Here is a 20214-nt window from a genome sequence, read left to right on the forward strand (position 1 = left end):
TTTCCCGCACCGGTTGACGGATCCGGCGTGAGGTTTGTATTCTGTCATATCGAATCGTATTCTTCTATACAGAATTAACCGCCTGTGACGACACCGCCCCAGGCCCGTCCCAAAGGAGACAGGGAACCATGCCAGACCAGCCCATCCACGTCGACACACTCGTCGCCGGCGGCGGCATCGCGGGCCTCGCCACCGCACTCGGACTCGCACGAGGGGGCAAGCAGGTGCTCGTGCTCGAGCGCGCCCCCGAGTTCGGCGAAGTGGGAGCGGGCATCCAGCTCGCCCCGAACGCGCTCGCCGCGATCGACAAGCTCGGCGTTCTCGACAAAGTGCTCAAGGACGCCTTCTACCCCGAGCGCAAGGTCTATATCGACGCGGTCACCGGCAAGACGATCGCCACGATCGACCTGGGCGCGGAGTTCGTCGAGCACTACGGTTACCCGTACGTGGTCGCGCACCGCGTCGACCTGCACGCTTCACTGCTCGAGGGCTGCCAGGAGAGCGGCCTGGTACAGCTCGAGAACAGCCAGGAGGTCACCTCGGCGGTCAACCAGGCAGACGGCACAGTGCTGGTCACCACCAGCGCCGGCACGCAGTATCTCGCCAACGCCGTCATCGGCGCCGACGGCGTGCGGTCCAACCTGCGCTCCGGCATCATCGAAGACGACCTGGTGCCCTCCAGGTACGTCGCCTATCGCGGCACCGTCCCGGTCGAGGTCGTCGGCGAGGACATCACCTCGTCCCCGTCGGTGCTCTGCTGGCTCGGCCCGAACATGCACCTGATCCAGTACCCGCTGCGCGGCGGCAAGGTCTACAACAATGTCGCCGTGTTCAAGTCCGATGCCTACTCGGCAGACCACGAGAACTGGGGCACGCCCGAGGAGCTCGACATGCGTTTCGCCGCCTGCTGCGAGGCAGTGCAGAACGCCGGCCAGTACCTGAGCCGCGACATCCGCTGGCCGATGTACGACCGTGAACCGGCCGAGAACTGGATTGACGGCAAAGTGGCGCTCATCGGCGACGCGGCCCACGCCATGCTGCAGTACCTCGCACAGGGCGGCGCCCAGTCGCTTGACGACGCCGCCGCGATGTCTGAAGCGCTGCTGTCCACTGACGACGTCACCAAGGCGTTCGCGAATTACCAGGAGCGCCGCCTGGCCCATGCCGGTAATATCCAGCGTCTGGCGCGCGTGGCAGGCGAGCTCTTCCACATTGACGGGATCGGTCGCAACATGCGCAACTTCACCTTCAAGAATCACGACCCGAAGGACTACTCGAACCTCGACTGGATGTTCATGCCGCTGGACAAGGCTCCAGCAGTGCGCTCGTATCCGGTCTGACGGCCAGAAACCGCCTCAGCGGCGCAGCTCATCTTCGAGCTGCGCCGCTGCCCGCTTCATCGACTCCACGAGCCGGGGCGTCTGCCCCGATGCGATGCGCCCGGTGGGGAAGGTGATGCCGATCGCGTATTCGATTCCCCCGGTCGTGCCGCGCACGGGCACCGCGAGGGCGCTGACGCCCGCCTCCACCTCGCCGTGTTGCAGCATGTAACCACGTGCGGAGATCTCGGCGGATTGCGTGGCCTGGGTTGCGTCGTCGAGATCGGCTCCGGTGGCGCGTACCGAGGCGGCGACCTCCATCGGGTCACGGTCAGAGAGCAGCACCCGCCCCATGGCGCTGAGGTACGCGGGCTGAACATGGCCGGAGCGGTCTCCGACGCGGAGGAGGTGCGGGCTCTCAACAGAGAACAGTGTGAGCGCCGACAGTCCCTCCAGGGTGCTGAGGTGCACGGTCTCGCCGAACTCATCGACGAGCCCGGTGAGCACGGGTAACGCCACCTGCCGCGTGCGTTCGCGTGGGTTCGTCAGCCGGGCGATGGTCCCGCCAGGGTGGTAGACCTTCGTGGCCGGGTCCTGGCTCGCGAAGCCGTGTAGTGCGAGCATCTGCAGCAACCGGTGCGCCGTCGAAGGCGCGACGCCGAGGGCGCCGGCGGCATCACCGATTCGCACTCCCCCTGGCTTCTCCGCGACGAGCATCAACATGCGCAGCGCCTTGTCCACGGATCCGATCGGGTAGGCAGGCTGGTCGAGTTCTGTCGGCTCGCTCATAGGCCTCATTCTAGTTGAGGGAATCCGATTCTGCGGGCGGCAGGTCGGGTCGGTCGTCGCTGTCCAGCAGGGGGAAGCCGCGCCCGGGCAGCATCCGGATCGCTGCGGCAACGACGAGCAGTGCGCCGCCGAAGAGGATCGTCGCGAGCTGCACACCGCAGAGCTCTGTGAGAATACCGCCGAGCAGCACGCCGAACGCGATCGACGCCGAGAACACCATGTGCCGGGCTGCGAGCACACGGCCGCGTAACGGATCTGGCGCGCGCAGCTGGATCACGGTGTTCAAGGTCGCGAACGCGGCCAGGAACGCCGCCCCGACCCCGACGGCAGCAATGATGCCCAGGGCGAGCGTCGGCATGACGCTCAAGACGATCAGCGCCACTCCCAGGGCGACCATCACGAGGGCCACCTGGCGTCCGAACTCCTGCTTCCTGCGCGCGAACAGCGTTCCGGCGACGGCGTAGAGCACGGCCCCGGCACCGAGGCCCGCGGTGAGCAGGCCAAGACCGATCGGCCCGGTGTTGAAGACGTCCTTGGCGAAGACCACGGTGAGGGTGAAGATCGGGTTGCCGAATATGCCGACCAGGCAGCACAGCCCGATGGCCAGCATGATCGCCCGGCTTCGGGCCATGTAGCGGAGCGCGTCGCGCCACTGGCCGAGGAACCGTCCGGCGGAAGGACCGACCGCGCGCGGGCGGTACTGACGCACGAAGAGCAACGCGACGACAACGACCGCGAACGAGACGGCATTGAAGAAGAACGCCCACTCGGCGCCGAGGGAGGCCAACAGCAGCCCAGCGATGGCGGGACCAACCGCGCGGGCGATGTTGAACTGCAGCGAGTTGAAGGTCACCGCCGACATCAGGTCCTCCCGCGGCACGAGGTCGTTGACGAGCGACTGCCACGCTGGATTGTTGATCCCGTTCAGCACGCCGAACAGTGTCACCGCGCCGATGAGGATAAGCGGATCGTGCCAGCCTGACGCCCACTGCAGCCACATCCACAGTGCGATGACGCCGAGCCCGGTTTGCGTCCACAACAGCAGCAGGCGGCGGTCATGGTTGTCGGCGAGGAAGCCGCCGAGCGGAGCGAGGACGAATGCCGGCCCGAACTGCGCCGCCGCGGCCAGACCGACCCAGATGGCGCTCCCGGTGTGCTGGTAGAGCACATAGGGCACCGTCAGGCTCCCCAGCCACGTGCCCGTGCTTGAGATCAGCGCGCCGACCCAGAAGATCGAATACCCCCGGTGCCGGAAGGCCCCGAGCGGTCCGCCGCGTTTCGGTGTGGAGGAAGTGGCGTGGGTCACGCGCCTGCCTTGTTCGCAGAGATGAATGGTGCGGAATGCAATGCAACCCGGAGAGCCCGGCCGATGGCCGGGCTCCCGAGTGAGATGCCGCTCGGACTAGCGTCCGAAGGCAGCCTTCCAGACGTCTGCGTCGGCCGAGCCGAACTCGAGTTCCTTCTCAGCGGGCATCATCCACACCTTGTCGGAGTCGAGCCGGGGCAGCTTCACGCCGTCCACGACCGGCGGGGCGACGTCTGCGCGGGCGGCGTAGTCGCCGACCTGCGAGATGACCGACTGGCCACGCTCAGAGAGTGCGTAGTTGATGAAAACCTCAGCCGCTTCGGAGTTCTTGGCCTGTGCGACCTTGCCGATGAAGAAGCTGAACAGCACCAGGCCCTCGTCGGGGACGACGAGTGCGAGCGGGGCGTTGTCCTGGGTGACCGCAACGTTGACGGCCGCGGTTCCAGCGGTGGCCACGTTGAGCTCGCCACGGGCCAGTGCCTCCTGGCGCTGTCCGCCGCTGTCGAAGATCGTCGGGTTCAGCGCGGCGAGCTTCGTCCAGAATTGGGGGTCGACCTTTTCCTGCAGGAAGCGGTTGAGGGCGATCGAAGAACCGCCGGCCGTGCCGGAGGTGATGCCGATCTTGCCGGCGTTGGCGGGGTCGAGCAGGTCACGCCACGAGGTCGGGGCGTTCTCCGGCGCCACCAGTTGCGTGTTGTAGGCGAAGGAGACCGCCGGGCTGGCGAACGTGGTGAAGTTGCCGTCATCATGCTGCAGGTCGGCGTCGTCGGCGATCGGGAGGGGCGTGAACGGATCCCACACGCCGGCCTTTGAGAAGCTGTTCGCGACCTTGTAGTCCGAGGTGATGATCACGTCAGCACCGAGCTGTTTGGCGCCGGATTCCGACAGGATACGCTCCGCGAGCTTGTTCGTGACGTCGCGCACGTACTCGACCTTGATGCCGGTGTCGGCGGTGAAGGCATTGTTGAATGCGACCTGGTTCGCTTCCTGGTACCCGGTGTACAGGGTCAACGTCTGCGTCTTGGCAACGTCGTAGGTATTCTGGTCTGCGATGAGCTCGCCGTCGATGACCAGACCGTCCTTGACTTCAACCTTGTCGGCGGCGGTTACCACCGATTTCCCGGCTGAGCCGCCGGAGCATGCACTGAGGGCCAGCGCGAGGATTGCCGCGGAGGCAATTGCTGTGTATCTGAATCGCATGGATTTTCCTTTTCTGGTGGGATGTTGCGGAGAGGCGGCTTTGCCTCTCACAGTGACGCGTCCTTGAAGCGCTTCTCGCGCATCCCGATGACCTGGGTGGCGATCGCCAGCGAGGCGATGACGGCGACGAAGACGAGGCTGAGGGCGGCCGACGCGCTGATGCTGCCGTTCTCGAAACTGTGGAACACGAGGATCGAGAGCACGCGGGTGTCGGACGTGTAGAGGAAAAGCACCGCGCTCATCTCGCGCATGCCGAGCATGAGCAGCAGCAGAAGGGTCGAGACGATGCCGGTGCGCATCAGCGGCACGGTGACGTTGCGGATTGCCGTGAACCGGCTGGCACCGAGCATGACAGCGCTGTTCTCGAGGTCCCCGTCGAGTTGAAGCATCGAGGAGGAGACGCTGCGGTAACCCTGCGGCATGTTCACCGCGACCGTGGCGATGATCAACAACAGGATCGTGCCGTAGACCGGGAACGGCAGGCTGAGCCAGGCCCAGAGGATCCCCATGCCGAGTACCACCTGCGGGATCGCCAGCGGAGACATCGCGACCTGCTCGAGGAACTGGCCGAGTTTGGACTTGCTGCGGTATCGCACGTACGACGACATGAACGCAATGAGCGTTCCGACGACGGCAGCGCACAGCGCCATGACGATCGAGTTGACGGTCGAGATGCGGAAGTCGGCGCCGCTGAGCGCCTGGCTGATGCGGTCGAAGGTGAACCCGCCGAACAGGTCGCTGAAGCGGTTGATATAGACCGTGTCAGACATCGCAGTGAAGACCAGGGCGATGACGGGCAGGGCAACGGCGACTGCGAAGTAGGCCACGGCGAAGCCGGTCGCGACCCAGCGCGCCCAGCGCAGCGGCACCGGGCGGGGTCGGTTGCCCTTGCCGGTCATCGTTGTGAAGTTCCTCTTGTTCACCACGCGTTGCTGGAACCAGGTGATGAGCACGATCGCCGCGGTCAGCGCGACAGCGATGCCGGCGGCCGCGTTCGGGTTGGGGTCTCCGGCCATCAGGCGGTAGATGTAGGTCGGCAGCGTCTCGATACCCGCCGGATTGCCGAGGATCGCGTTGACCGGGAAATTCTCCATCGCCAGCGTGAAGCTGAGGATCGCGGCTCCGGCCAACGCGGGCATGGCCAGCGGCAGGGTGACGGTGCTGAACATCCTACGCAGGCTCGCGCCGTGCACAGCGGAGGCCTCCTCGAGGTCGGCGTTCATCATCGAGAACGAGCTGTAGGTCAGCATGAACGTGTACGGCGCGTAGTACAGGCCGAGCACGAAGATGATGCCGCCGTATGAGTAGATGTTGAGCTCCCCTGGCAGCCCGAGGCTGCGCAGGAACAGATTGATGTGACCGGAGGTCGGGCTGGCCAGGATTGTCCATGCCAAGGCCCCGACGAGCGCGGGCAGGAACATCGGGGCAATGCCGGCGATATAGATGAAGCGCTTCCAGGGCGCGTCGCTGCGCGCCGCGATGAAGGCCAGCAGTGCGCCGATGACCAGGGACAGGATGCCGGCGCCGACGCCGATGACCAGGGAGTTGACGATGCTCTGTACGCCCTGTGGCGTGCCGAGGATGGCGAAATTCGACCAGGTGAAGGTACCGAGGTCGGTGTTTCCCGGGCGCGGAACGGCAGTCGAGAACGCGGCGATCACAATGAAGATCACCGGCAGCACTATCAGGAAGAACAGTACGATCCAGATGATCGAGCTCGGGATCTCGCGACGGAGGTGCTGCAGCGCGATGCGTCCGCGGTTGCGCGCGGCGGGGCGGGGGCTCTGGACACCGCGGCGGGCGGCGATCGAGCGCGTCGAGAGGTCCACTGTCCTCACCGGCGCCGGCTTGAGTGTCATGCTGGCACCACTTCGGCGGTGGCCCGGGACTCAGCGATCGCCCCGGCGGCGACGCGCGTGCCGATCGCGTGCTGCGGCAGGACCTGCACGGCCGACGGGTCGACGGTCACCCAGACCATCTCGCCGACGGCGAAACGCTCGGCCGAGGCGAGTGGTGTGACGACGTCGAACGTGCCGTCAGCGATCTCGACGGCGTAGCGGATGCTGCTGCCCTGGAAGCTCGCGACCCGCACGATGCCCTGCCAGCTGTTGACCCCGGGGATGCCGGCACGGTCGAGTTTGATATCTTCGCTGCGGATGCAGGAATGCAACTCCGCCGCGTCGGCTGCCGGGCGCTGGTTCGACGTCGAAAGCGTGGTCACGCCGCCGCCGAAGGTGTACAGGCCGTTCGGGTTCGACGTGACCGGGTGCACGTTCGAGACCCCGAGGAAGTGTGCGATCGATGAGCTCGCGGGCTGGGTGTACATGCCGCTGGGCGAGTCCATCTGCACGATGATCCCGTCCTGCATGAGCGCGATGCGGTCGGCGAGGGCGAATGCCTCCTGCTGGTCGTGTGTCACGTAGACGGTGGTGAGTCCGAGGCGCAGTTGGATCTCACGCAGCTCGATCCGCAGCCGGTCGCGGAGGCGAGCGTCGAGGTTGGACAGGGGCTCGTCGAGAAGCAGGACGGACGGGCGCATCACGAGGCTGCGCGCGAGTGCCACGCGCTGCATCTGGCCACCGGAGAGCAGGCTCGCACCGCGGCCGGCGAAGGCTTCGAGGCCCACCAGCTCGAGGGTCTCGAAGACTCTCTCCTTGATCTCGGACTTGGACACCTTCTGCAGTTTGAGCGAGTAGGCGACGTTGTCGAAGACCGTCATATGCGGCCACACCGCGTACGACTGGAAGACCATGCCGATGTTGCGTTTGTGCGGCGGGATATTGATGCCTACCTCAGCGTCGAAGACCACGGTGTCTCCGACGGTGATGCGGCCGGCCGTCGGCTCCTCCAGACCGGCTATGCAACGCATCGTGCTGGTTTTGCCGCAGCCCGACTTGCCCAGGAGCACGACCGACTCGTGGTCGCCGATCTCAAGCTGCATATTGTCGATCGCAGTGAACTTGCCGTAACGCAGCTGGAGGTTCTCGATGGTGATTTTCATGATTTTCCTGCTTATCAGTTGTGGTAGGTCAGCGCTTCGATGAGCACGGGTCCGGTGGCGGCGAACGCGCACGTGAGGGCGTCACGGAGTTCGGATTCGTTTGAAACCGAGACGGCTGGCACGCCGTAGCCTTGGGCGATCTGCACGAAGTCGATGCCGGGCAGGTCGAAAGAAGGGGTGCAGTGTGCCTCGAGTCGCCGGCCGAAACTCACCAGGGCACCATAGGTCTCATTGCGGAGGATCACGAACACGACAGGCACCTTGTGCTGCGCGGCGGACCACAGTCCGGTGATGCCGAAGTTGGCCGAGCCGTCCCCGATGGACGCCACGACACGGCGCTCCGGCTGTGCCAGCTGGATGCCGACCGCCGCGGGGAGGCCGAAGCCGAGTCCACCGGCTGCGGCCGAGTAGAACGAGCCCTGCGCACCGATGCTGGTGTTGGACCAGAAGGAGTCGGCGGTCGATGTCGATTCCACGACGTGGATGACGTCGTCCGGCGCAACCTCGGTGATGGTGCGGAAGACCGTGTCGGAGTGCATCCGGTCCGGGCGGTCGACACCGGCGGCGCGGTGGGGACGGCAGGGAACCGACGCCACCCGCTTCGCCACCGAATCCGCCAGACGCGAGAGGGTGTCGGCCACCGGGGCGAGGAACGCGTCGCCGAACGGTGCACGTGCGATTTCGGCCGGATCCTGAGAAAGATGGATCAGGGCGGATCCCTCGGCGAGGTAACGACCCGGGTGGTGGTGGTGGTAGCGGAAGACCGGCGCCCCGGCGACGATCACCAGGTCGTGTGCGGAGAGAAGTTCGTTGATGGCGGCAACGTTGGCGGGCAGCAGGCCGACGAACAGCGGATGCGTGGTGGGGAACGGGCAGCGCGGGGGCGACGGCGCGATCCACACCGGTGCGCTCAGGCGCTCGGCGAGGCGCACAGCGTGCTCATTGGCGTGCGTGGCGTCGACCTCCGGGCCGAGCACGAGAACCGGCGACTCAGCGGCATCGATCAGCCGGACCAGCCCGGCGAGCTGGGTCTCAGAGAGGGCACTGGCGTCGACGACGGCGCGGCGAATGGTGAGTGCGTCGTTGTCCTCGGCTTCGTGCTCCCAGTCGTCGTAGGGCACGGAAACGTGAGTGGGGCCTTTCGGGTGAAGGTTTGCGGTGTGGATCGCCTCGGCAAGCGAGCGCACCACGTCGTTCGGCGAGAGGGGCTCGATGCTGAACTTCGTCAACGGCTTCGGCAATTGTGCGGCATCCGCGCTCGCGACCATCACATCCTGGCCCACCATTGAGCGCACCTGCTGGCCGGAAAGCACCACGACAGGCGACTTCGACTTCACCGTGTTGGCGAGCACGCCCATCGACGTGCCGGTGCCGGCCGCGGAGTGCAAGCTGACCAGGGGCGCCTGGCCGGATGCCTGGGCGTAACCATCGGCCATCGCCATGACGGCACCCTCGTGCAGGCCGAGAACGTAGCGGAAGTCTTCGGGGAAGTCCTTGAGGAAGAGGAGCTCGTTCGATCCCGGGTTGCCGAAGACGGTGGTGATCCCGTGTCGGCGAAGCAGCTCGAAGCTTGCCTCTCGGATGGTCGTCATCGATCTTCCCTTACTCGGGTGAGCCTTCTTTAGCTCACCATCTGCCCTCAGCCTAAGCTCGCGAGGAATAAAGAAGAATAACGAACTCTTGATCGCTCCATAGACTGCGTTTATGCTGGGTTGATGTCCACCTACGATCTCGGCATGCTCAGGGTTTTTGTTCTGATTTATGAAACGGGCAGCGTCACGGCGACGGCCGACCGGCTCTTCGTGAGCCAGCCGTCGGTCAGTTACACGCTGCGGAAGCTTCGTACTCACTTCAATGACCCGCTGTTCCAGCGCCGCGGACAGCGCCTGGAACCCACGCCCGTCGCCGAGGACCTGCACCCGCAGTTGCGGGGCCTGCTCGAGTCGATGGACGACGTCATGTCGCGCACGTCCGCCTTCCGCCCCGAGACGTCAACGCGGCGCTTCCGCCTGCGCATGACCGATGTCGGCGTCAGCGGGCTGCTGCCGCGCATCTTCCACCGCATCCGCTCAGAGGCACCGCAGGTCAGCCTCGACATCGAGTCGCTGAACCTCGACACCGTCGTGCAGAACCTCCGTTCGGGCTCAACCGATGCCGCCGTCTGTACGACCCGACTCGACTCCCCTGACCTGCTGCGCGAGCCGCTCTTCACGCAGGAATACGTCGGATTGTGCGCGGCTGACCACCCGCGTATCGGCGAGGCGCCGAGCGTGGCCGAGTACCTGGCCGAGGAGCACATCACGGTCGCGACATCCACTGGCCACACCGCCCTCGACCAGCGGGTCCGGGACCTCGGACTCCGACGCACGATTGCGCTCACCGTCCCGACCTTCTCGGCCCTCCCAAATCTGCTCGCGGGTACCGACCTGCTCTCCCATGCGCCAACGAGCGTGGCCCACCGGCTCATCGCGACCGGTGAGCTTCGAGAATTCCTACTGCCGTTCACGGTCCCGATCACTGAGATTGCCCTCTACACGATTCGACGAGAACTCCCCTCCGCCGAATTCGACTGGTTTCGGCGGGCCGTCGTCCTCGCTGTGAGTTGACAGGAACTCCCGGTACTGGGTTGGCGAGACATCCCAGCCCGGACTGTGCGATCGACTACGCCCGGGCACTCAAAAAGACACCCGCCCGGACCGCCGCGACAGATCAGTGCTGATCGCGCGTGCCGCACCGAGCACGAGTCCGACGATCGTCCGGGGATCTGCGATGCGCGTTTCGGGAAAGGCCACTGCCACGCTCGCCACGAGCATGCCGTCCTCGCCGAAGACCGGCGCGGCCACCGAGGTGCGCCCGGGCAGGCCGTCGTTGCGCGAGATGCCGATTCCAGTCGCGCGAATCTCTGCCACCTCCGTGCGCAGCGAGGGCATCATTGCGGCGAGGCGGTCGGAGTGCCGTGCGGCGTCCTGCAAGTCTGCCCAGGCGTCGTCGCTGTATGCGAGCAGGACCCGACCGCCGCCGGTGGCCTGTAGCGGCATCCGCCGCGTCGCCCGCGTTGAGCCGGCGGTCGGCTTGACCCGGGTGATGCGGTCGGCGAAGACGGCGTCACTGCCGTCGCGCACACCGAGGTAGACAGTGCCCCGGGTGACGACGTGCAGGTCGACGAGGTAGGGCTGGGCGAGTTCACGCAGCCGGCGCACTTGCGGGGCGCCGATGCCCAGGCGCCAGATGCGGGTGCCGAGACGGTAGCGCCCATGGCCGAGCCGCTCGATCCCCTCCCACTCCACGAGGGCGGCAAGCATGCGGTGCACCGTGGCGGGGGGAAGCCCAGTGCGTTCGCAGATGCTTGACACCGTGGTCTCGTTGCCGCCCGCGAAACAGTCCAGGATCTCGAACGCGCGGCCCAGCACGCTGCGCTTGGACTCATCGCGTTCATGCGGTTCCGACATGGGATTGTCCTTTGTGCCACTGACCCCCAAGTGGGTCAGCCCTGAAAATTCTAACCCCGTCGATTGCCACTTGACTGCACGTCGAGAAGGGTGCAGTATTCTACAAAGCAGAATTACAATCTGCTCTACAGAATGGAATTGACGTGACCGTAGAGACAGCAACTGACGAGGCGTTCTACGCCGAACTCGCTGAGAACCATTACTCCCCACTCTGGCAGCTCATGGGCGGCATAGGTTCTGACGCGAAGACGAACCTGGTGCCGCACATCTGGCGCTATGAGCAGGCCAGGAGCCTGATGGTCAAGGCTGGTGAAGTCGTCCCCCTGGAAGACGCCCTGCGTCGCGTGTTGGGGTTCCGCAATCCCGGATCCCGTCCCGACCAGCGCACCGGAGCCACCGACTCGCTCTGGGCGGCGCTGCAGCTGGTGCAACCCGGGGAGATCGCGCCCCCTCACCGCCACACGCCGTCGGCGCTGCGCTTCATCATCGAGGGCGAGGGCGCGTACACCGTCGTCAACGGCCAGCGCGTCCCGATGGAGGTCGGCGATTTCCTGTTGACTCCCAGCCTGCACTGGCACGAACACGGCCATGAGGGCAACGGCCCCATGATCTGGCTCGACGGCCTGGACTCGCCGCTGGTCAGCCGCCTCAACCAGTACATCATCGACGAGGCTTCCGATTTCCAGCAGACCGACAAGCCGATGCCCGCCGCCTACGCGCAGGGAATGCTGGCCAAGACCTACGGCGAACCGCACGCGCTGACCCAGCCGTTGGTCTACAAGCTCACCGATGCCCTTGAGGCGCTGGAGTTCCTGCGCGACGCCCCGGCCGACCCCTACGATGACGTGATCGTCGAGTACAAGAACCCGACCACCGGCGGTCCCGTCATGACGACGATCTCCGCCTACCTGCAGCTGATCCGGCCCGGCGTCGACACCAGGTCGCACCGCCACACACACAGCACCGTGTACCACGTCGTGCGCGGAAACGGCTATTCGATCGTCAACGGCGAGAAGATCGAGTGGACCACGGGCGACACCCTCGCCATCCCGCTCTGGTATGCGCACTCCCACCACAACCACACCTCGGAGGATGCCGTTTTGTTCTCGTACACCGACCGCCCGGCCATCACGGCTCTCGGCCTCTGGCGCGAGCAGGCGGCCGCCTGATGCGCGTCTGCGTGTACAACGACCAGTTACTCGGCGCACTGGCCGCGGACGGCACCATCGTCGACCTCACAGACCTCGTGCCGGAGCACACCTCCGTCGGAGAGCGCATGAATGCGCTCATCACCGGCTGGGACTCGCTCCGCACGCCCGCAGCGGCGCGCGTCGCGGCCGGCGGCGGAACGCCTGAAGCTGAGGCCACCCTGCGCGCCCCGCAGCCGCGGCCGCGCAATGTCTTCGCCGCACCGGTGAACTACCACAAGCACCAGCAGGAGATGGGCGGCGACGCCGGCGTCTACGCCGGTCGGCAGATTCTCACGGCCGAGGTGCGCAAGGGATTCCTCAAGGCCGTCACCTCGATCGTCGGCCCGGACGGCGCCATCGAGCTGCCCTGGCCAGACCGCCGGTTCGACCACGAGGCAGAGGTCGGTATCATCATCGGCAAGACCGCCAGTCGTGTCTTGGCCGAGGACGCCCTGGACTACGTCTACGGCTACACCCCACTCCTGGACATCACCCTGCGCGGCGAGGAAGACCGCTCATACCGCAAGTCGATGGACACCTTCACGCCGATCGGGCCGTACATCGTGACCGCTGACGAGGTGCCGGAGCCGGAGAACCTCGACTTCTGGCTCACGGTCAACGGCGAGCCGCGGCAGAAGTCCAACACGTCGTACCTGATCTACGGCATCGCAAAGCTCATCGAGGTCTACTCCGAGGTGATGACGCTGCAGCCCGGCGACATCATCGCCACGGGCACCCCGGAGGGCGTCGGTCAGATTCTCCCTGGCGACACCGTCGTCCTGACAATCCCTGAGATCGGCGAACTCACCATGCCGGTGGTCAGCCGGCCTTGACGCTGATCGCTGTGGGGCCGGGTTCGCCCTGGCCCCACAGCGCCAGCACCCTCGCATGACCGCCCGCGTGCACGAGGCGCGCGTGCATCGCCGTCTGGCGCAGGGCCGCCACCAGGTAGTGGCGGGTCAGCCCCGCCCAGCCGCGCGACCACCTCAGGCGCGAAGCAATCTCCCATGTCGTCGCTTCCGGGCTCTCGGCCAAAACGTCGGCAACCTCCGCGGTGCGGTTCAGGTGGTGTCGCGCGGTCACTGCCGCACGCTCCGCGACGCCGCGGAACCGGTAGCCGTGCCCCGGCAGCACCTCACAGTCGTCGAGGGCGGCGACGCGGCCGAGTGCCGCGAGATATCCCTCCAGCGGGTTGTGCTCGGTCGGCCCACCGAGGCCGATCCCGGGTACCACCGTCGGCAACACGTGATCGCCGACGAAGAGCAGCTGGGCATCCGTATCGTGCAGGCACACGTGGCCCGGTGTGTGTCCAGGCGTGTGCAGCACCTGGATCCGGCGCCCGGGTACGTCGAGCCAGTCTCCGTCGCCGACCAGCGCGTCTGCCATCACAACGGGGCGGGGTGTCGCCTTGGCGAAGCCGGCGACCTCCTCGACGCGGTCGGCCGGGACCCCCCAATCGGCGAGGTCGGCGTAGAGGAATCTGTCGTCGGCCGCGCGCTCGGCCAGGGTAATCTGGGCCCGCTGCTCGCGTGCGTGGAACAGGATCGGAGCGCCGTACATCGACCGCAGCAGTTCGGCAAGGCCCAGGTGGTCGGGGTGCAGGTGGGTTGCGATCATCGACGCGAGGCGAGGCGACCTCGGCTGGACCTCGGCCAGCGCGGCCTGGATGATGGCGACGTTGTCGTCGATGGCCGAACCCGGGTCAACCAGGTGGATGCCGCCGGCGGAGTCCTCGATCAGGTACGACAGCGTGTACGGCATGTGCCCGGGCGGGATCCGCAAGGGCAGCGACCAGACGCCGTCGGTGACTTTCTCCAGCCCGGGCAACGGCTCCCCCACCCGGGCAGCGAACTGTGCTGCACTCGTCGGGATCATCATGCTTCGAGCCTAATGGCGGCGGCGAGAGTGCGGCCCGGTGAAACGCGGCATCCGCCGCCTCATCGGATCCGGCGCACGGTTGCCGGTGGCGACGCTGCCCGTCCCAGACGAACCGAGCCGGGTCGAACACCGCATCTGCGGGCGGTTTAAGCGCACAATGTTACCCTCAAAGAATGGAGCAGCAGGAGCGCGACCAGGCCCACCACTCGGCCTTGGCCTCAGATATGCGCCGCCAGGTCCTCGCACTGCTGCTCGCCTCCGACCGACCCATCGATGCCGGCGCCGTCGCGGGCGGCATCGGGCTCCATGTGACAACCGCGCGCTTTCACTTGGAGCAGTTGGAACGGGCCGGCCTGGTACGGCGAACGGTGGAGCGAGCCGGTCAGCGCGGCCGCCCGCGCATCCTTTTCAGTGCTGCAGCCGGTGCGCGCGAAGACGGCGCCCAGCACGAGCTGAGCGAGGCACTGGTGGGTGCACTGGCCGAGGACGCCGACGGTGGTCGCGCCCGTGCGGTCCGTGCGGGAGAAAAATGGTCACGCAACTTCGACGACGAGCTGCGGGCGACGGGCGACCCGGGCGCCGCGCCCCTGCTCAGGATCCTCGAACGGCTCGCTTTCGACCCGCAGCACAACCCTTCAGAGTCAACGATCGACCTGCACGCGTGCCCGTTCCGGGATGAGGCCCGGAACAACCCCGCCGTCGTCTGCTCAGTGCATCTTGGCCTGATCCGTGGTGCGGCCCGCTCCCTGGGTCACAGTGCAGAGAACACCGGTCTTCGTCCGTTCGTTGAGCCGGAACTGTGCATCGTAGACCTGCTCGGCGGCTGGGCCAGCGAACAGCACAACTCAGGAGCAGCGCGCCTCAACGGGTGACGCGCCCTCGCGCGCGACGATAGTCTCGAAATCACTGCCAGAACGTCCCTGCAGCCGACGATGGATCGACCCGGCGATGCGACCGGCGTGTACTTTTGCGAGCTCGGCCTTCTCCCCGACGAAGTGCTCGTCGACGGTACTCGACCAGAGCGACAGCCAGCGGTCGAAGTGCACCGTCCCGAGCTGCACCCTCGCATTCAGGCTCACGTGCATCGCCAGCGCATTGCGCTGGTAGAGGCCGGCGCGAAACAACACCGTCTCCCAGAAGTCGCAGATGATCGGAAGGTGATGATCCAGGTCCATGTGGGCGATTTCGGTGAAGATCGGGCCCAGGAGCTCGTCGACGAATGCGCGCCGATAGAACTCGCTCACCAGCCGATACACATCGTCGCGGTCCCGCAGGTCGGTGAGTTCGGTTGCCATGCAAGAACGATACCGAAGATAAAAGGAAGATGTTACGTTCAATTCATGACGAACATCCCACTCACCGATCACCCGGCGTCGGAGGTCACCCGGAACGCCCGGCTGGATCCGGCCAGCATCTTCGGCACCGCCTCGGTCGTGGTCGGAGGGCTGGTGGCCGCGGCCACCGGTCCGCTCCAGTTGGTGCACGGCTCCTGGGCGGCGGCCTATCTGGTTCTGGTCAACGGCGTGGGCCAGGTTGCGCTCGGCACAGCGCAGACGGCACTGGCTCCGCATCCGCACTCCCCCGCGGTGCTGACCACCCAGTTGGCGGCGTGGAATGCCGGCGGTGCAGCCGTCATCGGCGGAACGCTGGTGCGCGTGCCGCAGATCGTCGATGCGGGAGGACTCCTGCTCGTGATCGCCCTGGCCCTGATGATCCGCACCGTGCGTGGCAGGACCGCGGGACCGCGCTGGGCGCTCTGGACCTACCGGCTGCTCCTGATCATTGTGCTGGTCAGCATCCCCATCGGACTGGTGCTGGCGCACGTGCGCGCAGCTTAGCCTTCTGGAGGCGCTGAAGCGCGCCCATCAACTCGCGAGGAGTTGGCGCAGCACATACTGCAGGATGCCACCGTGTTGGAAGTATGCGGCCTCAGCCGGCGTATCGATCCGCACGTCTGCTTCGAACTGCCGCTTCTGTCCCTCGTGCTCCACGATCACTGTCACGCGTTTCGGAATCGCCCCCGCCCCTTCCAGTCCGGCGATCGAGTAGACCTCTTCGCCGGTCAGGCCGAGCGACCCTGCTGATTCGCTGGGCAGGAACTGCAGCGGAAGCACGCCCATCCCGATCAGGTTCGAGCGGTGGATCCGTTCGAACGAGGTCGCCAGCACCGCCTTCACGCCGAGCAGCAGGGTGCCCTTGGCCGCCCAGTCACGCGACGACCCCGACCCGTACTCTGAGCCGGCGATGACCAGCAGGGGCACGGCATCCACTGCATACCGGATGGAAGCGTCGAAGATGCTCAGCTGTTCGCCGCCGGGGAGGTACCGGGTGAAACCGCCCTCGACGCCCGGCACCAACTGGTTGCGCAAGCGGATGTTCGCAAAGGTGCCGCGAATCATCACCTCGTGGTTGCCGCGCCTCGACCCGTAGGAGTTGAAGTCCTTGAAGGACACGCCGTGCTCCGCCAGGTACGTGCCCGCCGGAGAATCCCGTTTGATCGAGCCGGCAGGCGAGATGTGGTCGGTGGTGACCGAGTCACCGAGAAGCGCGAGCACGCGCGCCCCCGTGATGTCCTGGAGCGGCTCCGGTTGACGGGGCATCCCCTCGAAGTACGGTGCCCGGCGCACGTACGTGGAGGACTCGTCCCAGGCGAAGATGTCACCCGACGGGATGTCGAGGCCGCGCCAGTTGTCGTCGCCGTCGAACACGTTGGCGTATCCGTCGGCGAACATTTCCGCCTCGAGCACCTCGCCCACGACCTTCTCGACCTCCGCTGTGCTGGGCCAGATGTCGCGGAGGTACACCGGTTCTCCGGCCGCATCGTGACCGAGGGGGTCGCTCAGCAGGTCGATGTTCATCGTGCCGGCCAGCGCGTAGGCGATCACGAGGGGCGGAGAGGCGAGGAAGTTCATCTCGGTCTCGGCGTGGATGCGGCCTTCGAAGTTGCGGTTGCCGCTGAGCACGGACACTACGGTGAGGTCGTTTTCGGCGATCGCCTTGCTCACCTGTGGGATTAACGGCCCCGAGTTGCCGATGCAGGTCGTGCAGCCGTATCCGACCAGGTCAAAGCCAAGCTGGTTGAGGTACGGTGTGAGCCCGGCGCGGTCGTAGTAGTCGGTGACGACGCGCGACCCCGGCGCGAGGGAGGTCTTGACCCAGGGCTGCGACGCCAGGCCGCGTTCCACGGCTTTCTTAGCCATCAGCCCGGCGCCGATCATGACCGACGGGTTTGACGTGTTGGTGCAGGAGGTGATCGCAGCGATGACGACGTCGCCGTTGTCGACCCGGGTCGCGCGGCCGTCGCCGAGGGTGACGGATGCCGGATTGGACGGCCACTCTCGCGCCGATCCGGGTGCCGACCGGTCCACCGGTTTCTGGCTCACGCCGTCGAGGCCGTCAAAGGCAATCGGGTCGCTGGCCGGGAAGGAATCCGAGGAGGCGTCGTCGAGGCCGACGAGCAGTTCCGGCACCTGGGAGCCGTCCACGAGGATCTCGCTCACCACGCTGCGGGCGTTGACCAGGGGTATCCGGTCCTGCGGGCGCTTCGGCCCGGCGATGGACGGCTCGACGTCCGCCAGGTTGAGCTCGACCGTCAGCGAGTAGTCTGCTTCAATCTCAGGATCGTGCCAGAGGCCCTGGGTCTTGGCATAGGCCTCCACGAGCCTGATTTGGTCCCCCGGTCGATTGGTCAGCCGCAGGTAGTCCAGCGTCACCTGGTCGATCGGGAAGATGGCACAGGTCGACCCGTATTCCGGGCTCATGTTGCCGAGCGTGGCCCGGTCGGCCAGTGGAACATTCGCAACGCCGGGGCCATAGAATTCGACGAACTTGCCGACCACTCCGGTCTGGCGGAGCAATTGGGCCACCGTGAGCACGAGGTCGGTCGCTGTCACTCCCTCCCGCAGTTCGCCGGCCAGCTTGAATCCGAGCACCGGGGGAACCAGCATGCTCATGGGCTGGCCGAGCATGGCGGCTTCGGCTTCGATGCCGCCGACTCCCCAGCCGAGCACGCCCAGGCCGTTGACCATCGGAGTGTGGGAGTCGGTGCCGACGAGGGTGTCGGGGTAGGCCTGCGTGACCCCGTTGTGTTCCCGGGTGAAGACGACGCGGGCCAAGTACTCGAGGTTGACCTGGTGGCAGATGCCGGTGTCCGGCGGAACGACGAGGAAGTCGTCGAAGGCCTGCTGCGCCCAGCGCAACAACTGGTAGCGCTCCTCGTTGCGCTGGAATTCCAGCCCGGCATTGATGTGGAACGAGTCGGAGGCGCCGAACGAATCGGCGATGACCGAGTGGTCGATCACGAGTTCAGAGGGGATCAGCGGGTTGATCTTCTGCGGGTCGCCGCCGAAGGACACCATGGCGTCGCGCATTGCGACCAGGTCGACGACGCAGGGCACACCGGTGAAGTCCTGGAGGAGGACACGCGCCGGCGTGTACTGGATCTCCGCACCATGCTCGGCCGTCGGATCCCACTCCGCGACGGCACGCACCTGATCCGCGGTGACCAGCGTGCCGTCCTCATTGCGCAGCAGGTTCTCCAGGAGCACCTTCAAGCTGTAGGGCAGCCGTGCCGAGCCAGGAACCGCGTCAAGCCGGAAGACCTCATAGGTCTCGTCGCCGACCACTAGCGTGTCACGAGCACCGAAACTGTTTCTCATAACAGACCTCCACCGGCTTCGCCGGACTTGGTAGCGACGATGCGCTATCCCCCATCGTGCCCAGGTCACACCACGATCCGCAATGGTTCCTCCAGGATCGCCTTAAGGTCACGCATGAAGGCCGCAGCCGTGGCGCCGTCGAGCACCCGGTGGTCGACGGTGAGTGTGATCGCAAGTTTCGGAATGGTGACGAGTGTGCCGTCTCGCATCACCGGTTCCTGCCTCGCGGCGCCGACCGCGAGGATCGCGGCCTCGGGAGGATTGATCACCGCTGTGAACTGGTCGATGCCGAACATGCCGAGGTTGCTGATCGTGAACGTTCCACCGCTGAATTCGTTCGGCTTCAGCTTGCCGGCCCGTGCACGCTCGGCGAGCGCCCGCGATTCGGTTGCGATCTCGTTGAGGCTCTTCCGGTCGGCGTCAACGACGACCGGCACGATCAGACCGTCATCGAGTGACACCGCGATCCCGACATTGACGCGGTGGTGCCTAAGAATCGTATCCTCGCCCCACGACGCGTTCACCTCGGGATGTGCGCGCAAAGCCACGGCGCAGGCTCGCACGAGGAGATCGTTGACACTGATCTTGATACCAGCTGACTCGAGGCGTCCGTTGATCTCAGCACGTAGCGCGAAGAGCCGCTCGACATCGACGACGTTGGTGAGGAAGAAGTGCGGCACCGACTGGCTCTCGGTGAGTCGGCGGGCCGTGATGCGACGGATGTTGCTCAGCGGCATTTCGTCGACGTCGTTCGATCGAGTGTTGGCGGGCGTGTCCGTGAGAGCTTGACCCTGCGCCGGGGTGGTGCGCCCCGCACCAGTCTCTGCGGCCGGCTTGCCGTCGGCGTTCGCCACGGCGTCCTCGACGTCCGCGCGTACGATGCGCCCGCCGGGGCCGGAACCGGTGAGCGACGCGATGTCGATGTTATGCTCGCGCGCGACCCGTCTGGCCAGCGGCGATGTGCGGAGCTCGGTCGGGGTGGCATGGCCGGCCACGGGCCGGGTCGGCGCCGCAGGCTGGCCCGCGCTCTCGGCCGCGCCCTTAGCCTCGGTCTCTGTCTCATCCTCGTCCGCGATGGAAGGCTGGGTGGACGCGCCATGATCGGCCGCATCGGCCGACGTCGCCAGTCGCTCAGTCGAGGCGGTCTTGCCAGCGGGGGAAGCAGCATCCGTCGCCTGGCCCTCCGCGGTGCCATCACCGATGATGGCCAGCGGCTGGCCGATGGGCACCAGCGTGCCCTCGACCACGAGGTGTTTCTCCAGCACGCCGTCGTCGAACGCCTCGAGGTCCATGGTGGCCTTGTCGGTCTCGATCTCGGCGAGGACGTCGCCCTTGTGCACCTCGTCGCCTTCCTGCTTCAGCCACCGGCTGAGTTCGCCCTCCTCCATCGTGTCGGAGAGCCTCGGCATGAGCACCTCGGGCAT

At 66.2% G+C, this 20214-nt stretch carries 17 protein-coding genes; 6 read left to right on the forward strand and 11 right to left on the reverse strand.

The window, feature by feature from the left end:
• Window positions 1-128: 128 nt before the first annotated feature.
• Complete coding sequence (locus AB4Y94_RS16970; protein WP_441729193.1) at window positions 129-1340, forward strand: FAD-dependent monooxygenase; 1212 nt, start codon at window positions 129-131, stop codon at window positions 1338-1340.
• 15 nt (window positions 1341-1355) lie between these two features.
• Here AB4Y94_RS16970 and AB4Y94_RS16975 read toward each other — a convergent pair whose 3' ends face one another.
• The 6 genes from AB4Y94_RS16975 to mdlC form a co-directional block, all read right to left on the reverse strand.
• Window positions 1356-2108 (reverse strand): IclR family transcriptional regulator, encoded by a 753-nt coding sequence (locus AB4Y94_RS16975; RefSeq protein ID WP_441729194.1) that lies wholly within the window; start codon window positions 2106-2108, stop codon window positions 1356-1358.
• 10 nt (window positions 2109-2118) lie between these two features.
• A complete protein-coding gene (locus tag AB4Y94_RS16980; protein ID WP_441729195.1) occupies window positions 2119-3414 on the reverse strand; it encodes an MFS transporter in 1296 nt (431 codons plus the stop codon).
• A gap of 96 nt (window positions 3415-3510) precedes the next feature.
• On the reverse strand, window positions 3511-4614 hold the full coding sequence (locus AB4Y94_RS16985; protein WP_441729196.1) for an ABC transporter substrate-binding protein: 1104 nt from the start codon (window positions 4612-4614) through the stop codon (window positions 3511-3513).
• A gap of 47 nt (window positions 4615-4661) precedes the next feature.
• Window positions 4662-6473 (reverse strand): ABC transporter permease, encoded by a 1812-nt coding sequence (locus AB4Y94_RS16990; protein WP_441729197.1) that lies wholly within the window; start codon window positions 6471-6473, stop codon window positions 4662-4664.
• A complete protein-coding gene (locus tag AB4Y94_RS16995) occupies window positions 6470-7615 on the reverse strand; it encodes an ABC transporter ATP-binding protein (RefSeq protein ID WP_441729198.1) in 1146 nt (381 codons plus the stop codon). Before AB4Y94_RS16995 ends, AB4Y94_RS16990 begins: the two co-directional genes overlap by 4 nt.
• Before the next feature lie 14 nt (window positions 7616-7629).
• Complete coding sequence (gene mdlC, locus AB4Y94_RS17000) at window positions 7630-9207, reverse strand: benzoylformate decarboxylase (protein ID WP_441729199.1); 1578 nt, start codon at window positions 9205-9207, stop codon at window positions 7630-7632.
• 123 nt (window positions 9208-9330) lie between these two features.
• Between mdlC and AB4Y94_RS17005 the strand changes: the two genes are divergently transcribed.
• The gene (locus AB4Y94_RS17005) at window positions 9331-10221 is read left to right on the forward strand and encodes a LysR family transcriptional regulator (RefSeq protein WP_441729200.1); all 891 of its coding nucleotides are present in this window, start codon (window positions 9331-9333) and stop codon (window positions 10219-10221) included.
• 69 nt (window positions 10222-10290) lie between these two features.
• On the opposite strand, the gene AB4Y94_RS17010 is transcribed toward AB4Y94_RS17005, so the two are convergent.
• On the reverse strand, window positions 10291-11064 hold the full coding sequence (locus AB4Y94_RS17010) for an IclR family transcriptional regulator (RefSeq protein ID WP_441729201.1): 774 nt from the start codon (window positions 11062-11064) through the stop codon (window positions 10291-10293).
• Window positions 11065-11207: 143 nt separating this feature from the next.
• Between AB4Y94_RS17010 and AB4Y94_RS17015 the strand changes: the two genes are divergently transcribed.
• Both AB4Y94_RS17015 and AB4Y94_RS17020 read left to right on the forward strand, forming a co-directional pair.
• Window positions 11208-12233, forward strand: coding sequence for a cupin domain-containing protein (locus AB4Y94_RS17015; protein WP_441729202.1), 1026 nt, complete (start codon window positions 11208-11210; stop codon window positions 12231-12233).
• A complete protein-coding gene (locus tag AB4Y94_RS17020) occupies window positions 12233-13087 on the forward strand; it encodes a fumarylacetoacetate hydrolase family protein (protein WP_441729203.1) in 855 nt (284 codons plus the stop codon). The genes AB4Y94_RS17015 and AB4Y94_RS17020 overlap by 1 nt, the downstream gene beginning before the upstream one ends.
• Here AB4Y94_RS17020 and AB4Y94_RS17025 read toward each other — a convergent pair.
• Window positions 13074-14132, reverse strand: coding sequence for an MBL fold metallo-hydrolase (locus tag AB4Y94_RS17025; RefSeq protein ID WP_441729204.1), 1059 nt, complete (start codon window positions 14130-14132; stop codon window positions 13074-13076). The genes AB4Y94_RS17020 and AB4Y94_RS17025 overlap by 14 nt on opposite strands.
• Window positions 14133-14305: 173 nt before the next feature.
• Between AB4Y94_RS17025 and AB4Y94_RS17030 the strand changes: the two genes are divergently transcribed.
• Complete coding sequence (locus AB4Y94_RS17030; RefSeq protein ID WP_441729205.1) at window positions 14306-15004, forward strand: helix-turn-helix transcriptional regulator; 699 nt, start codon at window positions 14306-14308, stop codon at window positions 15002-15004.
• Here AB4Y94_RS17030 and AB4Y94_RS17035 read toward each other — a convergent pair.
• Window positions 14978-15427, reverse strand: coding sequence for a group III truncated hemoglobin (locus AB4Y94_RS17035; protein WP_441729206.1), 450 nt, complete (start codon window positions 15425-15427; stop codon window positions 14978-14980). The genes AB4Y94_RS17030 and AB4Y94_RS17035 overlap by 27 nt on opposite strands.
• Window positions 15428-15472: 45 nt before the next feature.
• Between AB4Y94_RS17035 and AB4Y94_RS17040 the strand changes: the two genes are divergently transcribed.
• Window positions 15473-15970 carry a hypothetical protein gene (locus AB4Y94_RS17040; protein ID WP_441729207.1) on the forward strand — a complete coding sequence of 166 codons (498 nt, stop codon included), beginning with the start codon at window positions 15473-15475 and terminating at the stop codon, window positions 15968-15970.
• 27 nt (window positions 15971-15997) lie between these two features.
• On the opposite strand, the gene AB4Y94_RS17045 is transcribed toward AB4Y94_RS17040, so the two are convergent.
• Window positions 15998-18790: an aconitate hydratase gene (locus tag AB4Y94_RS17045; protein ID WP_441729208.1), complete on the reverse strand. Its 2793-nt coding sequence runs from the start codon at window positions 18788-18790 to the stop codon at window positions 15998-16000.
• A 65-nt stretch (window positions 18791-18855) separates the two neighbouring features.
• Window positions 18856-20214: a pyruvate dehydrogenase complex dihydrolipoamide acetyltransferase gene (locus AB4Y94_RS17050; protein ID WP_441729209.1), complete on the reverse strand. Its 1359-nt coding sequence runs from the start codon at window positions 20212-20214 to the stop codon at window positions 18856-18858.

Origin of the sequence: Glaciibacter sp. 2TAF33 (assembly GCF_052114945.1) — a bacterium.
In the GTDB taxonomy this organism is placed as follows: Bacteria; Actinomycetota; Actinomycetes; order Actinomycetales; family Microbacteriaceae; genus Cryobacterium.